Source organism: Helicobacter sp. 10-6591, from assembly GCF_003288805.1.
Taxonomy (GTDB): Bacteria; Campylobacterota; Campylobacteria; order Campylobacterales; family Helicobacteraceae; genus Helicobacter_F.
On record NZ_NHYK01000005.1, the window covers coordinates 1 to 22,568 of the forward strand.

General features: G+C 39.8%; 25 protein-coding genes. 16 read left to right on the forward strand and 9 right to left on the reverse strand.

The features are described from left to right. Window positions 1–208 precede the first annotated feature (208 nt). The 4 genes from CCY97_RS02375 (at window position 209) to CCY97_RS02390 (ending at window position 4,290) form a co-directional block, all read left to right on the forward strand. On the forward strand, window positions 209–964 hold the full coding sequence (locus CCY97_RS02375) for a hypothetical protein (protein WP_112063897.1): 756 nt from the start codon (window positions 209–211) through the stop codon (window positions 962–964). Further along, entirely contained in the window at window positions 964–2,382 is a 1,419-nt protein-coding gene (locus tag CCY97_RS02380; RefSeq protein WP_112063898.1) for an aminotransferase class V-fold PLP-dependent enzyme, read from the forward strand. The genes CCY97_RS02375 and CCY97_RS02380 overlap by 1 nt, the downstream gene beginning before the upstream one ends. Window positions 2,383–2,653: 271 nt before the next feature. Further along, complete coding sequence (locus CCY97_RS02385) at window positions 2,654–3,463, forward strand: carbonic anhydrase family protein (RefSeq protein ID WP_112063899.1); 810 nt, start codon at window positions 2,654–2,656, stop codon at window positions 3,461–3,463. Window positions 3,464–3,540: 77 nt separating this feature from the next. Next, a complete protein-coding gene (locus tag CCY97_RS02390; protein ID WP_112063900.1) occupies window positions 3,541–4,290 on the forward strand; it encodes an SDR family NAD(P)-dependent oxidoreductase in 750 nt (249 codons plus the stop codon). 91 nt (window positions 4,291–4,381) lie between these two features. On the opposite strand, the gene CCY97_RS02395 is transcribed toward CCY97_RS02390, so the two are convergent. The 8 genes from CCY97_RS02395 to hslV form a co-directional block, all read right to left on the reverse strand. Then, window positions 4,382–5,200, reverse strand: coding sequence for an MBL fold metallo-hydrolase (locus tag CCY97_RS02395; protein WP_112063901.1), 819 nt, complete (start codon window positions 5,198–5,200; stop codon window positions 4,382–4,384). A gap of 24 nt (window positions 5,201–5,224) precedes the next feature. Then, a complete protein-coding gene (locus CCY97_RS02400) occupies window positions 5,225–6,601 on the reverse strand; it encodes an FAD-linked oxidase C-terminal domain-containing protein (protein WP_112063902.1) in 1,377 nt (458 codons plus the stop codon). A 9-nt stretch (window positions 6,602–6,610) separates the two neighbouring features. Continuing rightward, complete coding sequence (locus CCY97_RS02405; RefSeq protein WP_112063903.1) at window positions 6,611–7,633, reverse strand: hypothetical protein; 1,023 nt, start codon at window positions 7,631–7,633, stop codon at window positions 6,611–6,613. Beyond that, window positions 7,633–8,016, reverse strand: coding sequence for an RNA polymerase-binding protein DksA (dksA, locus tag CCY97_RS02410; RefSeq protein WP_112063904.1), 384 nt, complete (start codon window positions 8,014–8,016; stop codon window positions 7,633–7,635). The genes CCY97_RS02405 and dksA overlap by 1 nt, the downstream gene beginning before the upstream one ends. 29 nt (window positions 8,017–8,045) lie before the next feature. Beyond that, window positions 8,046–8,537 carry a 23S rRNA (pseudouridine(1915)-N(3))-methyltransferase RlmH gene (locus CCY97_RS02415; RefSeq protein ID WP_346435140.1) on the reverse strand — a complete coding sequence of 164 codons (492 nt, stop codon included), beginning with the start codon at window positions 8,535–8,537 and terminating at the stop codon, window positions 8,046–8,048. After that, the gene (accD, locus tag CCY97_RS02420; protein WP_112063906.1) at window positions 8,479–9,351 is read right to left on the reverse strand and encodes an acetyl-CoA carboxylase, carboxyltransferase subunit beta; all 873 of its coding nucleotides are present in this window, start codon (window positions 9,349–9,351) and stop codon (window positions 8,479–8,481) included. Before accD ends, CCY97_RS02415 begins: the two co-directional genes overlap by 59 nt. 223 nt (window positions 9,352–9,574) lie before the next feature. Further along, a complete protein-coding gene (hslU, locus tag CCY97_RS02425) occupies window positions 9,575–10,888 on the reverse strand; it encodes an HslU--HslV peptidase ATPase subunit (protein WP_112063992.1) in 1,314 nt (437 codons plus the stop codon). A gap of 14 nt (window positions 10,889–10,902) precedes the next feature. After that, window positions 10,903–11,451 carry an ATP-dependent protease subunit HslV gene (gene hslV, locus CCY97_RS02430; RefSeq protein WP_112063907.1) on the reverse strand — a complete coding sequence of 183 codons (549 nt, stop codon included), beginning with the start codon at window positions 11,449–11,451 and terminating at the stop codon, window positions 10,903–10,905. 144 nt (window positions 11,452–11,595) lie between these two features. On the opposite strand from hslV, the gene CCY97_RS02435 reads away from it, so the two are divergent. The 8 genes from CCY97_RS02435 (at window position 11,596) to ruvX (ending at window position 17,517) form a co-directional block, all read left to right on the forward strand. Beyond that, entirely contained in the window at window positions 11,596–12,681 is a 1,086-nt protein-coding gene (locus tag CCY97_RS02435; RefSeq protein ID WP_112063908.1) for a tyrosine-type recombinase/integrase, read from the forward strand. A gap of 65 nt (window positions 12,682–12,746) precedes the next feature. Next, window positions 12,747–13,478 (forward strand): molybdate ABC transporter substrate-binding protein, encoded by a 732-nt coding sequence (gene modA / locus CCY97_RS02440; protein ID WP_258456876.1) that lies wholly within the window; start codon window positions 12,747–12,749, stop codon window positions 13,476–13,478. Between the two features lie 6 nt (window positions 13,479–13,484). Then, window positions 13,485–13,883 (forward strand): hypothetical protein, encoded by a 399-nt coding sequence (locus tag CCY97_RS02445; protein WP_112063910.1) that lies wholly within the window; start codon window positions 13,485–13,487, stop codon window positions 13,881–13,883. A gap of 19 nt (window positions 13,884–13,902) precedes the next feature. Further along, window positions 13,903–14,589 carry a molybdate ABC transporter permease subunit gene (modB, locus tag CCY97_RS02450; RefSeq protein ID WP_112063911.1) on the forward strand — a complete coding sequence of 229 codons (687 nt, stop codon included), beginning with the start codon at window positions 13,903–13,905 and terminating at the stop codon, window positions 14,587–14,589. A gap of 2 nt (window positions 14,590–14,591) precedes the next feature. Continuing rightward, on the forward strand, window positions 14,592–15,479 hold the full coding sequence (locus CCY97_RS02455; RefSeq protein WP_112063912.1) for an ATP-binding cassette domain-containing protein: 888 nt from the start codon (window positions 14,592–14,594) through the stop codon (window positions 15,477–15,479). Window positions 15,480–15,531: 52 nt separating this feature from the next. Beyond that, on the forward strand, window positions 15,532–16,335 hold the full coding sequence (locus CCY97_RS02460; RefSeq protein WP_258456907.1) for a divergent polysaccharide deacetylase family protein: 804 nt from the start codon (window positions 15,532–15,534) through the stop codon (window positions 16,333–16,335). Then, a complete protein-coding gene (gene dprA / locus CCY97_RS02465; protein WP_112063914.1) occupies window positions 16,319–17,110 on the forward strand; it encodes a DNA-processing protein DprA in 792 nt (263 codons plus the stop codon). The genes CCY97_RS02460 and dprA overlap by 17 nt, the downstream gene beginning before the upstream one ends. Then, a complete protein-coding gene (gene ruvX, locus CCY97_RS02470) occupies window positions 17,104–17,517 on the forward strand; it encodes a Holliday junction resolvase RuvX (protein WP_112063915.1) in 414 nt (137 codons plus the stop codon). Before dprA ends, ruvX begins: the two co-directional genes overlap by 7 nt. A gap of 84 nt (window positions 17,518–17,601) precedes the next feature. Here ruvX and ybeY read toward each other — a convergent pair whose 3' ends face one another. Continuing rightward, window positions 17,602–18,060, reverse strand: coding sequence for an rRNA maturation RNase YbeY (ybeY, locus tag CCY97_RS02475; RefSeq protein WP_112063916.1), 459 nt, complete (start codon window positions 18,058–18,060; stop codon window positions 17,602–17,604). A gap of 87 nt (window positions 18,061–18,147) precedes the next feature. Here ybeY and speA point away from each other — a divergent pair, with 87 nt between their 5' ends. From speA to CCY97_RS02495, 4 genes are read left to right on the forward strand one after another with little or no spacing between them, the layout of a single operon-like run. Next, the gene (gene speA / locus CCY97_RS02480; RefSeq protein WP_112063917.1) at window positions 18,148–20,007 is read left to right on the forward strand and encodes an arginine decarboxylase; all 1,860 of its coding nucleotides are present in this window, start codon (window positions 18,148–18,150) and stop codon (window positions 20,005–20,007) included. Window positions 20,008–20,018: 11 nt separating this feature from the next. After that, the gene (gene cysE / locus CCY97_RS02485) at window positions 20,019–20,729 is read left to right on the forward strand and encodes a serine O-acetyltransferase (RefSeq protein WP_112063918.1); all 711 of its coding nucleotides are present in this window, start codon (window positions 20,019–20,021) and stop codon (window positions 20,727–20,729) included. Window positions 20,730–20,775: 46 nt separating this feature from the next. After that, entirely contained in the window at window positions 20,776–21,720 is a 945-nt protein-coding gene (locus CCY97_RS02490) for a MoxR family ATPase (protein ID WP_112063919.1), read from the forward strand. Between the two features lie 6 nt (window positions 21,721–21,726). Beyond that, window positions 21,727–22,530 (forward strand): DUF58 domain-containing protein, encoded by an 804-nt coding sequence (locus CCY97_RS02495; protein ID WP_112063920.1) that lies wholly within the window; start codon window positions 21,727–21,729, stop codon window positions 22,528–22,530. Window positions 22,531–22,568: the final 38 nt, after the last annotated feature.

Genomic DNA, 22,568 nt, shown 5'->3' on the forward strand with positions numbered 1-22,568 from the left:
AACAAGAAAAGTTGCTGTTATGAGAGATAGTCGTATGTTCATTGTTCCTCCTTGAATAAGTCAAAGATTTTCAATAAGTCTAAAGATTTCCATTGAGAGGAATTATTATAGGGGGGGGGGTTAATCTAAGCTTAAAGTTATATGTCTGTGTTGAAAATTTTTATAGAATGTTCCCCGTTATATTTTATTACTTGGCAAGGATTGAAGAATGCAGCGATTGATTATGCTAGTGGTGGTATTTGCGTTAAATTTGCATGCAGAATCTGGGATCATCAAATCATTGCAGTCGCAATTCGAAAACAACAGCACACAAAGAGCTAAAATACAATCTATCCTCCAAAAACATGGTATAAATTTTGAAGTTTTAGAGGTACATAATCTTACCCATGGCCTTAGTTTTGTAGTGGTTGGAGATAAAGAAGGCCACAAGAACTCTTTGTTTAGCACCAATGATGGTGAGGTCATCTTCCACACACAAGCAGTTTTTAGTCTGGATAGAGCTTTTGACACCAAGTTAGAAACTCTCCATCAAGAACTCTATGAAGAGCAAAGAAAGCGCGTGGATTCTCAGGTGTTAGAGATTTTCAAAAACTACACAGATGCAGTGATAAGCTTTAAAGCAAAGACTGCTAGTAAAAAGACATTTTATATTGTTTCTGATCCTAATTGTCCCTACTGCCACAAAGAGTTAGAGAGGCTTCCTATACTGCTAGAAGATGCTAATGTAAAAATGCTTGTTGTGGGATTTTTGGGTGAGAATTCTTTACAGAAAGCAAGTGTGATTCTTGAGAAGAGAGGAGCTGATGAAAAGGCCAATCTAGTCTTACTGCAACAACTCTATACGAAAGACAAAAAGCAAAACCTCTCTTACCAAAAGCAGCTTGAGAAGGCATTGCAAATCACTAGAGCGCTTTCAGATTCTGGAATCAATGGAGTACCTTACATCATTGAGCGTGATAACTAATGCAAGTAGCGCCAATTGTTGAGAGATTCTTTTCTCCATTGCTTACACAAGAGCAAGAAAGCGATAAGTTAGAGCATATCCGTGCTAATACTATTTTGGATTCAAAGACACATTATTTTGATTGGACGGCAAGCGGTCTTGCGTATAGAGATATAGAATCTCGTATAGATGAGATTTTGCCTTTTTATGCTAACACGCATTCTTTTTCCTCTACGCATGCCAAGATAATGAGTGCGCTTTATGAGGAGGCAAAGGTGCATTTGGCAGAGTGTCTTGAGCTAGACTCTAGCTTTGCCTTGCTTGCTTGTGGTAGTGGTGCAAGTGGGGCAATCAAAAAATTCCAAGAGCTCACAGGGCTTTATATCCCACCACAAAGCCTTGAGATTTTACAGAAACAGGGATTTTTGCAAACATTAAGCGTACAGGAAAAAAGTGCGCTTGCAAGAGTTTTTATCAGCTCTTATGAGCACCACTCCAATGAAATCTCATTGCGTCAGGGTCTATGTGAAGTGCTCAAGATAGCACTAGATTCCCAAGGTCGCTTTAGTCTGCAAGATTTGCAATCCCAACTCCAACTATCAACTTCTAGTACGAGGCTTATTGGCGCATTTTGCCTTGCTTCAAATGTCAGTGGATTACTCTCTCCATACAAAGAAATCGCGCGCATTTTTAGGCAATACAATAATTCTATCCTTGCCTTTGATGCAGCAAGTGCCAGCTCGCATCTGAATATACCTTCACGATATTTTGATGCGCTTTTTCTCTCTCCGCATAAGTTACTTGGTGGTGTGCAGGCCTGTGGGCTTTTGGCTATCAAAAGGAGCTTGCTAGATTCACAAAATCCAAGCTTTAGTGGTGGAGGCACTATCGAGTATGCAAGCAATCAAGGACATTTATATGTGCAAGATATGGTACATAGACAAGAGGCTGGAACACCACCGATTTTAGGATTACTGCGTGCATGTCTTAGCTTTAAGCTACGCAATGAAGTGGGGTTGGACCTTATTAGAAGGCGTGAGAAAATCTTAAGCCAGATTCTACTTCATGAGCTTAAGGCAATCCCTGCACTTGAGCTTTATGGCGATTGGCATAGCGCGCAATCCCAGCACAATCTAGGGATTATTAGCTTTAATATCGCCTGTGTGTCTCCTTTTGATTTAAGCTTGGTTTTGAGTGAAAGATTTGGAATCCAGACACGAGCGGGATGTTCGTGTGCTGGACCTTATGGGCATTATTTGATGGAACTAGATTCTTTGCATATAGATTCCCAAAGTACCAAAACCCTCTATGAGCTTTATCAAAATCCAAGCAAGCGTCCGGGCTGGATTAGGATTAGCTTGCATTATGCCCACAGTTTAGAAGATATTGAATACCTCGTAGATTCTCTACAAAAAAGCATAAAACTCCTGCGCAGATAGATAGCAGCCTTTGTTGGCAAATTAAAACAGACTGGTTATTTGTTTTCAATGTTTTGTGTTAAATTCTGTAAACTCTTGAAAACCATACGCTTCTTTGACTTCTTTAAGAAGCACAATTGTTTGAAGCTGTCTCTCAAATCTTTTGATATTTAATAAAATCAATCAAGGGATAATATTTATTATTTATGTATTTTCTCAGTATAGAATTGCTGGCTTTTTCAGTGCAAAACAAACCACTAGAGGCAAATCACCACAAATAAAGGATAAACAAATGAAAAAAAGCTTTTTTTTGCGTACGCTCCTTGGAGCCATAACTATCGTTACATGTGCAGCCCATGATATATCCACACATGATCACTTGCATCATCATATGCACTCTTATGATTCCCACTCTGATGACCATCACAAAGCGCATTGGGGATATGGAAAAGACAATGGTCCAAAGCAATGGGGTAAGCTTGATGAGGCGTACAAGCTCTGTGATTTGGGACATAATCAAAGCCCTATAAGTATCCCCACGCATTCTGCGCAAAAAAGCGCTCATGCGCTAAAAACTGCTTATCTTGCCAATTCTGTTGAGTTTATAAATAACGGACATACATTGCAAGTCAATTATAAAAACTCTGGCGAATTGCTCTATGAAAACAAGCCGTATGAATTGCTCCAATTCCATTTCCATACGCCTTCTGAGACATATATTGATCAAAAAGGGTATCCCCTAGAAATCCATTTTGTCAATAAAAGCGCAAATGATACTCTGCTTGTGCTTGCGGTATTAGTCAAGGAAGGAAAGGCAAATAAACATTTTTCGCAGCTCATAGCGCATCTACCTGAAAAGGAAGGGCAAAGTGTTGCGCTGAAAGGGTTTAATCCTACTAACTTGCTGCCAAAAAAACTTGGCTACTATGCCTTTGATGGCTCACTTACAACTCCTCCTTGCAGTGAAATGGTGCAGTGGGTAGTTTTAAAAGATTATATCTTTGCTTCTAAAGAACAAATAGAAGCTTTGCATAGGATTTTGCAAGACAATGCAAGAGATCTCCAAGAGCTCAATGATCGAGTGATAAAAGTCGCAAACTGATTGCTTTGCAAGCAGTTGCACTTAAGATGGGCTACAATCCACTTTGAGTGAGAATTCATAGTTGTAAAGGAGAAATGATGCCTGTAGCATTTATCACTGGGGCAAGCTCTGGTTTTGGCAGAGAGATAGCTAGGGCCTTGGCAAAGAAGGATTATAAAGTCGTGGCTTTGGCGCGCAGAAGTGAGCGATTGGAAGATTTACGCAAGGAGTTTGGAGAGAGAATCTATCCAATATGTGTGGATGCAAGAAACAAAGAAAGTGTTTTTAGCGCTATTGATTCTTTGCCCCAAGAGTTTTCTGACATAAGCATATTGGTTAATAACGCAGGCCTTGCACTAGAGCAAGTTGAGTTTGATAAGCTTGAAATAGATGATATTGATACTATGGTGGATACGAATATCAAAGGCTTTTTGTATGTGGCTCGCGCTCTTATACCTCTTTTGCGCCGGCAAAAAGATGCCTATATTTTTAATATTGGCTCGGTTGCCGGTAGAAACCCCTATTTTGGCGGGAATGTGTATTGTGGTACAAAAGCTTTTGTCGGACAGTTTTCACTTGCTTTGCGCAATGATTTACGAGGGAGTAATATCAAGGTTACAAACATCGCTCCAGGACTTTGCAAGACAGAATTTAGCGAAGTGCGCTTCAAGGGTGATAAAAAGAAAGCAGATTCCTTGTATGAAAATACAAAATTTATAAGTGCAAAAGACTTGGCAGAAGTGTTATTGATGCTTGTTGCCTTACCTTCTCATATCAATGTCAATGAAATCGAGCTTATGCCAGTCACACAGACATGGTCAGGATTCCATATAGAGAGATTTGGGTAGTGGTGTTTTGGTCTCCATTATCTTACAAGTCTATTTAACTCTCTCAACCACTTGCACATTGTTCACATTGTATTGGAATAAGACAAGTACTTTATCTTGTATTTTGTATATCAAGAGTCAAAGTAGTTGGCTCGCTTGAAGGGAAATGTGTGCCTACAAATCTCATATTTGTTTCTTTGAGCATTCGGAGTACTTCTTGTCTTGTCTTTATCGCCTCATCTTTATCCATATCGTATTCTATGGCAATCTGCGGATTGTCTTTTTGCACATCATAAACATGTAGCAAATCCGCAACAAAGAGTAGCTTAGAGTTTTTGGAATCTTCTAGCAAGATCATAGTGTGTCCGGGCGTGTGCCCAAAAGCTTGCAAGGGTGTAATCTTGAACTGCAAAGATTCTAAAATAGGAGTGTCTTTTGTGAAAAATTCTTTTTTACTGAAAGAGTTAAGAGCATTCTTTGCTTGCAAATCTTGTGAATGCATCCAGAATTCGTATTCCTTTTTCTCGACCAGTAATGTCGCGTTTTTAAAAATATTCTGTTGGTTGTTATCTAAAATCCCTCCTACATGATCTCTGTGCCCATGAGTAATGATTATATGGGTAATATCGCTGGGGGTTAGTCCTTGTTCTTTGAGTTTGGATTCTAAAACTTCTCTTGTATGAGGGAATCCCGTATCTATAAGAGCAATAAAGTCTTTGTTTTTGACAAGCATAATATTGTGCTGATTTTGGCGATAGGTATTGGTCTTTATCATTTTATTTTCTGTAATGAGCTTATTTGTTGGTGGATTGCCTTGCTGCAAAGAGATGACAAATACCTCAGAATCCGCCATATTCTGCTTATAAAATCCACTTCCAAAAGCATAGTAAACACACATACCAAAAGACAAAATCCATACTAAAAGTTTCATTATTAGCTCTCCTTTTTGTATTTTTTATAAACCCATTTTGCCCGGATTTAAGATGTTATTTGGGTCAAAAGCTCTTTTGAGATTCCTAAAAAGATTCATTTCCTCTTTGGTAAAAGCAAGCTCCATAAAAGATGCTTTTGATAGCCCTATACCGTGCTCGCCACTTAGTGTGCCTTCCAAATCTACTGCAAGCTTGAAAATCTCAGTGATTGCCTCATGGCCTCTCTGTAAGTCCTTTAAGTCCTCTACCATCACATTTGTATGTACATTACCATCGCCTGTATGCCCAAAACAAGGAATCTTAAAGCCATATTTCTTGCTGATCTCACCAATACCAGCAAGCAGCTCGGGTAAGCGCGCACGTGGGACTGTTATATCTTCGTTTAGTTTTTTCTTACCATAGATTGTGATGCTTTGGCTTGCATTACGTCTTGCAAACCACAAGTCCTCCTCTTCTTGTTCATTTTGTGCGATCTTAAATTCTTTGCAATTGTTTTCCTTGAACTTTGCTTGGAGTGCGTGTAACTGGTAGTCTAAGAGCTCTTGTAAGTCGCCATCTACCTGGGTGATGATAATAGCACCTGCATCTTTTGGTAATCCTTTGTGGAATCTGTCTTCAACTGCGCAAATACTCAAATTATCCAAAAACTCCATTGCAACGGGTGTGATACCGCTAGCCATAGTTTTGTACACGGCATTCATAGCATCATCAATAGTCGCAAAGATTCCCATGGCAGATCTTTTGAATCTAGGCTTTGCTATGAGCTTTAAAGTAAGCTCTGTGATTACTGCGAGTGTCCCTTCACTTGCAATAAGAGTGCCTACAATGTTATAGCCCGCGACATCTTTGATTGTTTTTTTGCCTGCGCGGATAATGTCTCCATTTGGCAAAACAGCGCGCAAAGCCATCACATAATCTTTCGTGATTCCGTATTTGGCAGCGCGCATTCCGCCGGCATTCTCACTGACATTACCACCCAGAGTACTATAGTCCTGGCTGGCAGGATCAGGTGGATAGAAAAGCCCTTTTTGCTCAATTATATTTTGGAAGTGCTTATTGATAACAGCTGGTTGTACACGCGCTATAAGATTCTTTTCATCGATTTCTAAAATATTATTGAAGTGTTTTTCCATTGCCAAGATTACCCCGCCGCTACTAGGAAGTGCCCCACCTGTGAATCCACTGCCAGCTCCACGCGGGATAAGAGTGATTTTGTGTGTGTTGCAATATTTGAGAATCTCGCTTACTTGGAGCTCATTTTGTGGATAGACTACTGCATCAGGTTCATATCTCTCTCTTGTAGCATCATAGCAATAAGCAATCAAATGCGCCTTGTCGTTGTAGCAGTCTTGCTTTCCTACGATGTTTTGTAAGTTATTGAAATGTTTGGAATCCAACATAGCCAACCCTTATGAATATTGATGGAAGAAAATATCCAAACTGTAGTGCTTGGAGCTATCACGCAAATCCAAATACGCATCTATAAAGCGCAATTCATCTTTTCCATACAGAGACCGTCTTTCGCGCACTCTATCAATCATTTCAAGCTCGAGCATCACATAAAAAAGCGCAATATCTGCCATCTCATCATTAGACGCTAGATTCTCAAAAAGCTTGTACCATCTATCAGGCTCTAAAATCTGCTTGGAGTTTTTTGCAAACTGCAGATAATCACTTTGCGTAAATTTGACTTGCTTAAGACTTGTAACTATAAGATTGGTATCAAGTTTTTCGTGTTCTCTTGTAAGTGCTTTTAGCAATGCATCTTTATGCAATGGCTTAAGAGCTACACCAGAGGTAAAAAACTTCTCCAATTCTTTTTTGTCGCTGGATTCTAGAATCTGCGTTATAGCAAAGTCTTTGAGCTCATCGCATTCATCTTTTTCAAGCATGCTAAAAGCAAATTTTTTGTCGTTTCTTATTCTATTTTTGTTGTTTTGGATACTGAGTTGGTTGTCTTTTTCTAAATCATAATGTTTGAGTTCTACAACTTCGCCATTGATTATGCTTTCATAGTCTTGGATAAGCTTATCGATTTTTGATTCAAGGCATTTTTTAGAATCCACTTTAGGCATAAGTATAAAGCGTCCAAATACCTTAGATAGCAAAGCAATATGAGAATTTTTATAGATTCTTTGTGGCACTGTCTTGTGTAATGCCTGCTCGCTTATTTGCATAATGAGTTTATTGAAGTCATTTTTTGTATGGTAAGACTTGAGAAGTTCTTGTATAAAGTTGGCACCAAAAAGCACCAAAGTACAGACGAAAAATACTAAAACGATTATGATGAGCCAGAGTGCTATGGGCAGAGTGACTTCATGATCAAGATACAAAAGATTCAAACTGTAATCACCCAGGTCTAAGCTATAGGCATAAACGCCCAGCACCATGCAAAAAACAACACTAAAGCCCATATAATATTTGAAATTCATTAAGTTTCCTTTTTTGAAGCCTTCAGATTCTTGTATTTGTTTTCAATATTTTGCGTCTTTTCAAAAAACTCTCTGCAATTGATGCAAAATCTCGCATGTGGCTTTACATTGAGCCGTTGTATATCAATTTCATCATCACACATTTCACAGATTCCATAAGTTTTGGATTTGATCTTATTGAGCACATATTCTATTTCTTGTATCTCTTTTTTCTGTACCTCCATGATTGAGATTATATTGTTTCCATGCTCATGAGCTGCAACCAAATCACTATCATCACTAAAGCTATTCCATTCACGCAAAGCTTTGTCTTTCTCTAGTAAAGAATTTATAAGTTTTTCGCGTCTTGCGGTAAGCAACTCCTTGAAAAAATTATAATCCATGTTTTTAGCCTCCAATTCGATTAAGATGGTTATTTGTGATAAGGATGATTTGCTAGAATGCTTAATGCCCGATATATCTGCTCTATAAGCACAAGTTTTGCAATTTTATGACTGAAAGTAAGCGGGCTCAAACTCAGAGTTTTGACACTTTTCAAAAATCCCTCTTCAAACCCAAAAGCCCCACCGATAAAAAAATTCACCTCATTTGTATCTTTGAGTAAATTTGCAAACCCTAAAGAATCTAATGCTTTGGCATCTGGGTGCAGAGCGATATTAAGAGCATTTACTTTGATAAAAGAAGTAAATACTTTCGTATAAGATTCTTTGGCTTTGGAGGCAGAGAGCTTCTGAGCTCGTGCAATAGATTGGGTAAAAATATCAATAACATTGATTTGCGCATTAAAGGCTTGGGCTTTCATTGCAAACTCCTTTATGATACCTTCAAGCTGAGAATTTGCCTTGCTAATACAATACAGGTTGTATGTCATGCGTTTTGTATGTAAGAGCTTTACAAAGATCATACAGAGTTTGTTTGAGATTCTTGCGCTCTACTACCATATCTATAAGTCCATGTTCTAGTAAAAATTCCGCTGTTTGGAATCCTTGAGGCAAATCTGCGCCTATAGTTTGTTTGATCACCCTTGGTCCGGCAAAGCCAATTATTGCTCCGGGCTCAGCAATAATAATATCTCCCAAAAATGCAAAACTTGCACTCACCCCACCAAAAGTAGGATTGCAAAGTAATGAGATAAAGGGCAGCTTTGCCTCGCTTAGTTTATTGAGCGCACAAGAAGTCTTTGCCATTTGTAAAAGCGAGAAAGTAGATTCTTGCATTCTAGCCCCACCACTTGTGGAGCAAATGATAAGTGCTTGGCGGTTTTTGATCGCGCGATTTATCGCACGGACTATCTTTTCGCCTTCTACTGATCCAAGTGAGCCACCCATAAATTCGAAGTCAAACACTACAAGCTGTACATTCATTCCCTGTATGCTAGCACTTCCTGCTATTACAGCACTAGGCCTGCCTGTCTTTGTCTGCGCCTCTTGGACTCGGTTTTTGTAGCTTTTCTTATCTACGAATTCCAATGGATCGACAGGACGCAAGTCTTTATCAAACTCTTTGAAGCTATCCTTATCGGACAAAAGTTCGATTCTCTGGGTTGCTGAGATTTTGAAGTGGTAATTGCATTTAGGACAAACTTGTGATTGCGAGAAGATTTCTTTGTAATACATTAACGCGCCACAACCTGGACATTTCACCCAATGACTAGGAGCATCATTTTTCTCTGCACGAGGTTCATTTCTTTTGCTTTTAAAAAAATCGCTAAACAACATATCCTCATCCTCTATGTTTTAGGCTCTCTGAGTTGAAGAAGTCGCGCGATAATAGCAAAAATTTGCTTATCTTTGACCTACGAGGGAAAATCTTAGGAATGTGTTTGGTATGCGAGTTTGGGGGATAATAGAGCTGAAATCAGAGCTTGCCAAGAAGCAACTTGTAAGAAGCAATTTGTAAAAATTGTGAAGTATTTTAAAGGGATTGTATGGACTAGGGATTTTAGAGTATATAGCGTGCTAAATCTACATTTTCTACCAAATCTGCTAATTTCTCTCTGACCATAGCAGCACTCACTAGCACTTGCTTGCCGGTATATTCCTCACATGCAAAGCTAATATCTTCTAGTACTCTTTCTATTGTTGTATGTAGCCTGCGCGCACCAATATTCTCTGTTTTTTGGTTTGCATCAAAAGATAATCTTGCAAGCTCTCTAATTGCTTCATCTTCAAAATCCAATGTAATATCTTCAGTTTGTAACAAAAGCTGGTATTGGCGGATAATAGAACTTTTGACTTGGGTAAGAATCTTATATAAGCTCTCTTGTGTAAGGCTTTCTAGCTCCACTCGCAGAGGGAATCTTCCTTGCAGTTCTGGTATCAGATCGCTTGGTTTGCTAAAAGCAAAAGCCCCTGCGGCAATGAAGAGGATATAATCGGTTCGTATCTGGCCGTATTTTGTAGCTACTACACTACCCTCGACTATAGGAAGCAAATCTCGTTGGACGCCTTCTTTGCTAGGGTCTTGGCGAGAAGAATCTTTAGCCCCCACTGCAATCTTATCTATCTCATCGATAAATATCACTCCTTTTTGCTCTGCACGTTTTAAGCCCTCTTGCTTGATTGCTTCATAATCTAGGCATTCCTTGAGTGCCTCTTGGGTAAGCGCAGTTTTTGCCTCCTTCACACTCATTTCGCGTTTTTGCTTTTGTTCTTGTGGGGAAAATACCTTGATAAGAGATTCTTGCATTTTGGCCATATCCATAGGCAACCCTTCATCAATCACTAAGCTTCTGCTAATTTCAATATTGATTTGTAAAGAATCCATCTCGCCTTTACGTACTCTTTCTTTCATTTTTTGGAAGCTTTGGTCGTATTCTTGCTTTTTCTGCTCACTTACACTGCTAGGAAGAGGCGGGAGAATCTTTTGGGTGATTTTATTTAAGATATATTCTTGGATCTTTTGTTCCTCTTTTTGCTTGTATTCTTTTTCCACAAGATTCACACTTGCTAGCACAAGGTCTCGCACTATAGATTCCACATCTCTACCTACAAACCCTACTTCCGTGTATTTGCTTGCTTCCACTTTGACAAAAGGCAGTCCCATGATCTTTGCCATACGCCGCGCAATTTCTGTTTTGCCTACACCTGTCGAGCCTATCATAAGGATGTTTTTTGGTGTGATTTCCTCTTGGACTTCCTTTGGGAGATTCATTCGGCGATAGCGATTTCTTAGAGCAATGGCCACACATTTTTTTGCTTCGCTCTGCCCAATGATATAGTCGTCCAAATACGCCACTATCTCTCTTGGCGTCATATTATCTTGGTTTATCATACTAGCTCCAAAATCTTGATATTTGTATTTGTATAGATACACAACTCTCCTGCAATTTGCAGGGATTGCTCGACAATCTGGCGCGGAGAAATGGATTGAGGGATTCTCTGAAAAGCTCTAGCTGCACTGAGTGCATAATTCCCTCCGCTACCAATAGCAGCTATCTTGCCATCCTCTGGCTCAAGCACATCACCTGTCCCACTTAAAATAAAAATATGCTCTTTGTTAAGCACTATCATCATCGCTTCTAGCTTGCGTAAATACTTATCGCTCCGCCATTGTCTTGAAAACTCAAGCACTGAGCGAACTAACTCTCCCTTTTTACCTTCCAAGATTCTCTCAAACATATCAAAAAGACTAAACGCATCCGCGGTGCTACCGGCAAACCCGCTTAAGATCTGCTCGTTATAAAGTGTGCGCACCTTGGTGGCGTTACTCTTCATGATGCAATTCCCAAATGTCACCTGCCCATCACCGCCAATAACCGCATATTTCTTGCCTTCAAATTCGCCTTTGTAACCTAGAATCGTGGTTGCCTCAAACATCCCCTTCCTTTCATTGTAATGAGTTCTGCTGCTAAAGAATATGGCGTAAAAATAAGGCAGGGATTATAGCTTGTTTGTTTTGGCTTTTTGTGTGGAATTATTTTTGTTTAACCTCGCGATACACAAAAACTAAGGTATTTCTCAATGACTCATTCCCTCGAACCTTTCGCAAGCTTTGAAGAGAATCTGCTTATGTGGATAGCGCTGTTTATGCGTTGGAAAATCAACACTCTCTCAAACCACCAAGTGCGCAGTAAAGAAACAATCTTGCAATGCCTAGAGATTCTCAAATCCCAGCCAAAGAGCATCACAGAACTGCTTAATATCTGCAAGAGGGCAAGAGCCGCGGGACTTATTGGGATTAATATCTTTATCACGCCACTATCAAAGCTCTATGAGTATCTTTGCTCATTGCATCTTAAGAGTCTGCGTGAGATCAATGAGGATGCTATTGTTGATTTCTTGAGTGTCTATACTTCTATGCTGAGCAATGCGAGTAAGAAAAACTACAGAATCGTGCTCATAGGATTTTTTGGCTTTATTGACAAGCGCAATCAAGACAATGGGCTCTCACATGTCTTTGGGATCGAGCTTACTATCAGGCATTTGATGAATCTTAATAGCACGCACAAGCTCCCAGCATATTTGGATGAAGCAGAGCTTGAGAGATTTTTAGAATCACTTGATAACGCACCGCTTGGAGCCAAGTATTCTACGCGCGATAAATTGATTATAAAAATAATCGTCTATACGGGTGTGAGGGTAAGTGAGATTCTCTCTCTTCGCATAAAGGACTTTATCCCGCAAGGAGATTTGTGGCTATTCCAAGTAAGGGGCAAGGGGAACAAAATGCGCGTGGTTATGATAAAAAAAGTCAAGATAGAAAGTCTTATGAAAGCATGGATGGAGCAGCGCACCCAAATAGCATTGCACTCAACTATAGAAGATAATCTCATTTTCTGCAATAAAAAAGGCACAAAACTCACGCAAGCAAGGATATACCAAGTGTTAGGAGACATCCTAAGCTATGCAGGAATCAAAAAGGAAAAAATGGGCGCGCATATGCTTCGGCATACCTTTGCCACTATGCTCTATAGCAAGAAGCATGACCTAGTGCTTGTGCAAGAGGCTCTAGGTCATGCCAATCTTAATACAAGCAGAATCTACACACATTTTGATAAGCAGCGTCTGCTTGAGGCCGCAAGCGTGCTTGATGATTTTGAGAAATAGCATCGTATAAGAATCTGTAGTGTTATAATCACTGCTTTATCTCTAGAAACATGAAAGGATTCCCTATGTCGCGAGTGTTATTAATACTTATGCTCTGTGTTTGCAATGCCTATGGTGAAAAAATCAATGTGCTAGCAGCAGCGTCTTTGAAGTTTGTCTTAGAGGATATAAAAGAAGAGTTTTTAAAAACTCGCAGAGAAGATGGGATTGACATTAGCTACATTTCATCAGGCAAGGCTTATGCGCAGATCAAAAACGGCTCAAATGCACAGCTTTTTGTCTCTGCAGATTCTTCTTATCCACAAAAGATTTTTGAAGACAATCTTGCTTCAAGTCAGCCAAAGGCCTATGCACGTGGCAAATTGGTGCTTTTTAGCGCAAACAAAAGCTATGATGCAAGCAGTCTGAAAATCCTTGAGGATAAGAGCATCAAGCACATAGCCATTCCAAACCCAAAGCTCGCTCCATATGGCGTGGCTGCACAAAGCTATATCAAAAGCATGGGGCTAGAGAAAAAGCTCCATCCCAAGCTTGTGTTTGGAGAATCCATTGGCCAAGCAAGCGCGTATGTGAAACAAGGCGTGGCAGAAATTGGCTTTAGCGCGCTTTCGATCGTGATAAAAGATACAACCACTACCTATAGCGTGATTGAGCAGAAGTATTATGAGCCTATTGTGCAATCACTTGTGGTTACAAAAGCTGGAGGGGATTCTCAGCTGGCAAAGGATTTTGCAGAATATATCTTAGGAGAGAGAGCGCAGAGCATTTTTTACGAATATGGCTATGATGCCCCATAGGATAAGATGAACACACTCAAAGCTAGGATAACAAATATAGAGCATGATGAGAATCTCGCGCTTATAGAGCTAGATTCTTGCTTTGGTATGTTTTTGGTCTTGCTCATTTTTACTCAGAGCAAGCAGCAATGGCAGAGAGGACAAGAAGTAAGGCTTGTGTTTAAGCAAACAGATCTCTTGCTTTCTTTATCAGATAGTTTGCTTGGTATCCACAACTGCTTCATACACGAAATATCCTCCATCAAGCAAGATTGCATACTTTCACTCGTAGAATTCCAAAGCGGTGTGTCTGCCCTGCTATCTACCCGTGATTGCAAGCGTTTGCAAAGCATGGGCTTAAAAGTAGGCGCTACATGCTCATGGACAATAAACCCTACACAGATTCTTCTCCAGCAGCTCGATTAAAAGATTTATAGGAGGAATTATGCAGCAAGAATTTTTGCAAACCATGCTCTTAACCTTTAAGCTTTCTTTGCTTACGACATTGATTTTATTGCCTATTGGGATAATGCTTGCTGCTTTGCTAGATTCTTTGCGCTGTAAGCTTGTCATCGTTTTAGAATCACTCATTTGGATGCCACTTATCCTTCCTCCTTCAGTGCTTGGATTCTATTTGCTTATAGCATTCAATAAACACAATGTCTTAGGTGCATTTCTCTTAGAACATTTTTCTTTCCAGCTTGCTTTTAGCTTTCATGGATTGGTGGTAGCAAGTGTGATTTTTTCTCTGCCTTTTATGGTAAATCCAATCAAAAATGCGCTTGCCTCTTTGCCGCAATCTCTCAAAGAAGCCAGCTACACCTTAGGGAAGGGCAATCTTTATACATTATTTTTCGTCCTCTTGCCAAATATCAAAGGCGCTTTGCTTTTAGGATGTGTAACGAGCTTTGCACACACTATAGGGGAATTTGGAGTAGTGATGATGATAGGTGGCAGCAGGATGGGCGAGACCAAAGTCGCAAGTATTGCAATCTATGAAGAAGCAGAGAGTCTCAATTATGGTTTAGCACACCAGTATGCACTCAGTCTATCTGCTGTAAGCTTTCTGAGCTTGTGTGTGATTTTTCTTATCATGCGCAGATATTTTGATAGGCATCTAAGGATTATCTAGTGATGGATATAGTCTTGGATTTTGCTCAAGAGCTTAGAGGTGGCCAGAGGGATACATTTACGCTTAAGGTACAAGAGAGCTTAGATTTTGGGGATTTTGTCGCGCTTTTTGGTAAATCTGGGGCGGGCAAAACTTCGATTTTAAGAATCTTAGGTGGGCTAGCAAGGCCACAAGAGGGGTTTATCAAAGTTGGCGATGAAATATGGCTGGATAAAAAGACCTATCTGCCACCACAAAAACGTAGTATTGGCTTTGTATTTCAAGACTATGCACTTTTTCCACATTTGAATGTCTATGAAAACATCACCTTTGCACTCACAGACAAGAAAGAGCGCGATTTTGTCCAATGGCTTATCAAGCTCATGGAGCTTACCCCTATTCTCAAAAGCCCAATAAATACTATCTCTGGAGGACAGGCCCAACGCGTGAGCTTGGCGCGCGCTTTAGTGAGAAAGCCAAAAATCTTGCTTTTAGATGAGCCATTTAGCGCTCTAGATTCTCAGATGCGCTTGTCTCTGCAAGATGAGATTGCAAAGCTGCACTATCATCTTAATCTCACGACATTTTTTATCAGTCATGACATGGCAGAAATCTTTAGGCTTGCACGCAAAGCTTGGATTATCAAAAATGGCAAAATAGTGCAAAGCGGAGATATACATAAAGTCTTCCAATCCCCGCATTTGAGTGCGAAAATCCGTCTTCATGGTGAGATTTTGCGTATCACAAATCAGAGCTTGGTGAGTGTGTTTGAGATTCTTTGTGGAGGTGAGATTATTAAGATTCTCTATGAAGCAAAAGAAGCACAAAATTTTCGCGTTGGAGAAAGGGTTTTTTTAGTCTCTAAGGCTTTTGCTCCAATGCTTTTTAAAGCCAACCACAACCATTTGTAAAACCCCAAAAAGTGTTACAATCTCTATAAAAATATATGGAGTGTGATTGAGAGTGTTTATTTTCTTTCTCTTTTTGTTTTGTATCTGCACAAACCCCTTGCAAGCATTAGAATCCACAAAAGAGCAGCACCAGCACCACAAATCACAGCCAAAATTACTCATCATTATGGATGATATAAAATCCGAGCAAGAACTTCTCTCTTTGCAACAACTTGGGCTTAATATCACACCTTCTATCTTTCCCCAAACGCCAAACACACCAAGAACAGCACAAATTGCTAGAATCACTGCAGATTATATGGTGCATTTGCCACTTGAGGCATTACATTTAAAGCAAGAAAGCTTAAAACCACTGCTAATAGGTACGAGCAAAGATGATATGCGCATGCGACTACAGGAGATAAAAACACAATTCCCAAAACTCAAGTATCTCAACAACCACGCAGGATCTAAATTTACAGCCAGCTATGAGGATATGAAGAATCTTTTAGAGGTTTTTGATGAACTTGGCTTGCGCTTTATTGATAGTATGACGACCCAAGATTCCATCACTTCCCATTTGAGCAAAGAGCAAAATCGCCTCATCATGCAACGCGATATTTTTCTTGATAATCGCCCAAACAAAGAAAGCATAGCCCTACAAATTGCCATAGCGATACAGAAGGCAAAGAGCAAAGGCTATGCGATTGCTATCTGCCATCCCAAGCGCGATACCTTTAGAGCACTCAAAGAAGCAAAAGAAAGGCTTTTAGGCGAAGTAGAGCTCATTTCTCCAATGGCTTTAGAATCATTTCTACAAGAGAAAAACATAACATTTTATATCCGTTCAAAGTTCCAATATGCACAAATCCAATGATTTTATAATCAAGCCCTTGCAGATTATCCCTAAGGCCTTGAAGGAATTATCTCGCTCGCCAAAAGAGCTATTTTTCATCGGGGATTCCCATCTGCTTGCAGCACCAATCAAGATAGCCATAGTAGGCACACGCTCGCCAAACCCTTACACAAAGCATTTTTGCGCCATGCTTGCAAGTGCCATAGCCAAAGCAGGAGGTGTGGTAGTGAGTGGAGGCGCACTCGGAGTGGATATTATCGCGCATACAAATGCCCTCCCTCGGACGATTATGTTTTCGCCATCAAGCTTGGATATTATCTATCCTAAAAGCAATGCTAGGATTATTGCTCAAATCGCAAAGGATGGACTCATCCTTAGCGAATACAAATGCGGTTACCAGCCTTTTGCACATAGTTTTTTAGAGCGAAATCGCCTTGTGGTTGGCTTGAGCGATATAGTGATTATCCCGCAAGCAGATCTCATGAGTGGCTCGATGCAAAGTGCTAGACTTTCTTTGGAATCAAAAAAGCCACTTTTTGTCTTGCCACATAGAATGAATGAAAGCCTAGGCACACAAAGCCTACTTGCAAAGAATCAGGCGCGCGCGATTTATGACATAAAAGACTTTGTGAATGAGATTTTTGGGACAGATTCTGTGACAAATGATGAGGTACTAGAGTTTTGTAAAAATGCGCCAAGCTATGAGGAGGCAATCTCACGGTTTGGACTAAAGATTTTGGAATACGAGATGGAAGGAAAAATCATGCGTGATAACGGGATAGTGCGGATATGCTAGATTCTCAAATACGTGTTGTTGCTTGTGATGTGGGGCTAAAACGCATAGGAGTGGCGATTTTGGAGCAAAATATCATTTTACCTCTTGAGCCTATCTTGCGTATTAATCGTAACCAAGCTGCAGAGCAATTAAGTACATTGCTCAAAAACAAAGCAGCCACACACCTTGTTGTAGGTAAGCCAAGCGGTGGCGAGGCAGGACATATGGATACACAAAGGCGTATTGAGCATTTTGTAGGTCTCTTGGACTTCGATGGTCAGATTATATTTGTCAATGAAGATTACAGCTCCAAAGAGGTGATGGGACTATTGCCAAGCAAGAAGTTACGAAGAGAGAGAAAAGGCAAGCTAGATAGCATAAGCGCGATGATTATTTTGCGAACTTTTATGGAAGGTGGGTCAGCTTAGATTCTAAGACTGCTAAGCCTCTATGCAAAGATTGCAAATCTTTCTTATTTGGATTGCAACCACACAAATTAAGGAATCTCGCAATTATCTTTGGCTACGGATAATCAAACTCTCGGGTAGATTGAATTTTGTTATCCAATATTCTTCTTGTACTCTCTGCTCACCACTGTCTCGCTCATGATCAAAACCAAAGATATGCAAAAGCCCGTGGATAAAGAGTAGCTGCAGCTCACACTCAATACTATGCCCTTGCTTTAAAGCCACTTCTTTAGCACATTGTATATTTATCACCACGCTCCCAATGACTTGTCTATTTTCTTGTGTGAAATCTACTTCAAGTGGGAAAGAAAGTACATCAGTTGGGGTATTTTGATTTCTGTGTATCCTATTAAGTTCTTGTATGGATTTTGAATCCACAATAAGGAGTTCTAAGATTGGCATACACAAAGCTTGTGGTTTGTAGAGAGAAAACATCTCATGATAGATTTTCTCAAAACCTTCAGATTCTATATCCTGCTTGCTCAAATTTTCAAACTCAAGCATTGCTTTCTCCTTAGGTAAGTCTGCTCTCAAAAATTATAGCCTCTTTGGTGTATAATCTAAGCCAGCAAGCTTGAGAGAGGGGTTTATATGGTAGATTATGGAATCAATTTTTGGTCAAACAATAACTTCATTATTGATGAAGGACGAGTGAAAATCAATTATAAATCCAAACCAGCGCTGATAGATATTGTGCAAGAGATTCGTGAAAAGGGATATCGCGGTCCATTGCTCTTGCGCTTCCCACATCTTATCAAGAAGCAAATTGATACTATGTTTGGTGCTTTCAAAAAAGCCATCAAAGAGTATTCCTACCAGGGCGATTTCAAAGCAGTCTTTCCTCTGAAAGTCAATCAAATGCCAAACTTTGTGCTTTCACTCGTTGAACAAAGCAAAGATAGAATTTATGGATTTGAAGCAGGTAGTAAGCCAGAGCTCATACTTGCAATGGCTTATACGAATAAAAATACACCAATCACAGTCAATGGATTCAAAGATAGAGAAATGATTTCGCTTGGCTTTATTGCAGCAAATATGAAACATGATATAACCTTGACCATTGAAGGTCTCAATGAGCTAGAGACAATTATCGAAGTGGCAAAAGAGATGGGTGAGCCATATCCAAATATTGGTCTTAGAATCCGCTTACATAGTGCGGGCATAGGAGTATGGGCTAAGAGTGGTGGGATAAATTCGAAATTTGGGCTAACCTCGCCAGAATTACTCGAAGCCATCGATATGCTTAAGAAAGAAAAGCTTTTGCATAAATTTACAATGATTCACTTCCATATTGGCTCACAGATTAGTGATATTTCTCCACTCAAAAAGGCATTACGAGAAGCAGGCAATATCTATGCAGAGTTGCGCAAAAAAGGTGCTAATAATCTTAAGGTGGTCAATATCGGCGGGGGGCTTGCCGTAGAATACACCCAGCATGAAAGTGGAAACAATCGCAACTACACGCTTGAGGAATTTAGCGGCGATGTCGTATTTTCTTTACGTGATATTGCGAAAAACAAAAAAGAACCAGAACCTGATATTTTTATAGAATCAGGACGTTTCATCGCCGCAAATCATGCTGTTTTAGTCACACCAGTGCTTGAGTTGTTTTCGCATGAATATGATGAGCGTGCCTTAAAGCTCAAACAAAAAAATCCTCCACTTATCGAGGAGCTTTATGACCTCTACAATAGTGTGAGTGAAAAAAGTGCGATTGAGTATTTGCATGATAGTTTTGATCATATGGAATCTTTACTGACACTTTTTGATTTGGGTTATATTGACTTGCAAGATAGGAGTAATACCGAAGTTCTTGTGCATTTGATTATCAAAAAAGTTATAAAACTGCTCAAGCACAAAAACCACAATGAGATTATCAGAATCCAAGAGCAAGTCCAAGAGCGCTATTTACTAAATTGCAGCTTTTTCCAAAGCTTGCCAGATTATTGGGGATTAGCACAAAATTTCCCCGTAATGCCACTTGACAGATTAAACCGCCGTCCTAATAGAAGCGCAAGCTTGTGGGATATTACTTGCGATTCTGATGGAGAGATTGCTTTTAATGCGAAGAAACCGCTTTTCTTGCATGATGTGGATGTGACAAAAGAGGAGTATTTTTTGGGATTTTTTCTCGTGGGAGCATACCAAGAGGTGCTAGGTATGAGACACAATCTTTTCACGCATCCCACAGAATTCAGCATCATCTTTGATGATGATCTCAATAAAGGCTATGAACTAAGTAATGTCTTAGAGGCGCAAACAATTTTAGATGTATTAGATGACTTAGATTATGATACAAAGGAGATCGAGCGTCGCTTGAAACAATACATCGAAGAGAATCAAGACTTAGGCGTAGAGGAAAAAAAAGAGGTGCTAGGTCAGCTCTATATTATGTTGAGTGAAAATGGCTATTTACGCACAATCATCAATAAAAACCAAGATAAACCATAGGGGTCAATCATATGCAAAAACAATCCAGTCTTTTTAGTCTAATACGAGAGGATTTTGCGGTCGTTAAGACGCGAGATCCGGCGTTACAAAGTAGCTTTGAATTGTTATTTAATTACCCGGGGCTTATCGCTCTTGTACATTATAGAATCGCTCATTGGCTTTATATGCGAGGCTTTAAAAAACTAGGCAGAGCAATCTCTGGAATCACACTGTTTCTTACAAATGTGGATATCCATCCAGAAGCAAAAATTGGCAGAAGAGTATTTATAGACCATGCCATAGGTGTTGTAATAGGGCAAACCGCTGTTGTGGGTGATGATGTTACAATCTACCAAGGAGTGAGCTTAGGTGGCGTGAGCTTGGCTAGAACAAAACGCCACCCAACTATAGAATCTGGTGTAGTGATTGGCGCGGGTGCAAAGGTGCTAGGTGATATAGTCGTCGGTGAAAATGCCAAAATAGGCGCAAATTCCGTCGTTATCAAAGATGTACCAAGAGATTGTACTGCTGTAGGAATACCTGCACGCGTGATTGTGAAAGGAAGATCCAAAGAAGCCGATGCGGCAAACAAGCTACCTGATATTGATAGAGTCTTATTCCAATATCTCCTAACGCGTATGAAAATCCTAGAGAAAAACACACAATTACCCCAACAATGCGTCAAAGAATTAGAAGAGCTAGAAGTTTTGTATAAAGATTTTTTGGAATCTTGCAACCACTAGGCACTCTGTTGCATATCTAAACGCCTATAATTCTTGAAGGATAGCCATGCAAAGCGCACTGTTTAAGAAAATCATCGCATTCAAAACACAGCTTAATTCTTGTATATTAGGACAAGAGGAGCTTATAGAATCTGTGCTTGTTGGCATCTTCGCGCAAGGTCATATATTGCTCTCAAGTGTTCCTGGACTTGCTAAAAGCACACTTGCACAAAGCATTGCAAAATCCCTCAATCTTAGCTTCAAACGCATACAATTCACTCCAGATCTCATTCCTAGTGATATTTTAGGCGCCCAAATTTATAATCCAGCTATCAATCAACTGCAAATACACCTTGGCCCAATCTTTGCAAATGTCGTTTTGGCTGATGAGATAAACCGCGCTCCAGCAAAAGTCCAGAGCGCGCTTTTAGAAGCTATGCAAGAGAAGCAAGTGACATTAGGAAATGACAGCTATTTACTTCCACAGCCCTTTGTAGTAGTAGCCACCGCAAACCCTATAGAATCACAAGGTGTTTATGTGCTTCCTGAAGCCCAGCTTGATAGATTTATGCTTTGTATCCATTTAGAATATCCATCCAGTGAGAGTGAAATAAAGATTCTCAAAAATATGCATACCAAGCGACCGGATACGTTGCTTGATTCTTATGATTTGGAGCTTATCAAAAAGCATATTGAAAATATTTATGTAGAAGAAAGCCTTTATAAATACATAGTGGATCTAGCACAAGCTACACGAAAACAAGTCAGCCTCAAAGGCATTGATTCTTGCTTGCAGCTTGGCGTCTCTCCTCGCGCTAGCATTGATTTATTGAAAGCATCGCAAGCATTTGCTTTACTGCAAGATCGCGATTATCTCATACCTAGCGATGTCTTAAGGGTACTACCTCTTGTGTTTTCACATAGAATCTTACTTGGCTTTGAAGCAAAAAGTATGGGGATAAGTGCACAAGACATACTCCAAGAGATTATCGCACTCACTCCCATTCCATAATTGCCTATGTTAGTCTTTAGCAAACCGCTTCCTTTCGTACAATTTTCTTGTTTGCGCGATACTTTTGGTGATGGTTATGATTTTTTAGAATTACGCGAATACCAGTACAACCAAGACGCTCGGTTTATCGCACCTTTGGCTTCACTGAAGTATGGACGTCCTATGGTAAAAACATACAGCACTCAAGCATTTTCTTATGTACATATTTGTCTTTTTGTATCCAAAAGCCTGCTTTTAGGAAAGCCAAGAAAGCTAGAGTTTATCTCTAGGATTTGTGAGATTTTATTGCAAAGCGCGGCATTCTATCAGCTCAAAGCATTGGTGCATATTCTAGATTCTAAGGCTATAAGGACCTTAGATAATGCTTTGGATATCTCGCGATTCTTAGATGAGTGCAAAAATGTTACCTTAGCCCAGAGGGAAACTTTTACAAAACTCCCTTTTTCTTATGGGCTACATTTTTTACTCACCCAAAGACACAAAAAAGGCCTGATGGTATTACTTGGAGATTTTTTCGAGCTTGATTTTTCTCTGAATCCCCAAGTATTACACTCAAGTTTCAAACATTCTCTTCTACTCTATGGACTTTGTGTGCGAGATAAAAGCGAGATAGATCCCAAGCCGGGATTTTGTGTGCAAGATGTAGAGTCAAATCAAGTCTATGCTTCTATGATTTCTTACAAACTCTATGAGCAAAGACTCAGGGCCTACAATGCAAAATTACAAAGCTATTTTGCAAATCTTGGTGCACACTTTAGCTTACTTAGCACACAAGATGAACTACCACAGGCTTTGCAAAGGATTTTTTAGATTCGTATCTTAAAGTTGCAATCCGTGGTGATTCAAAA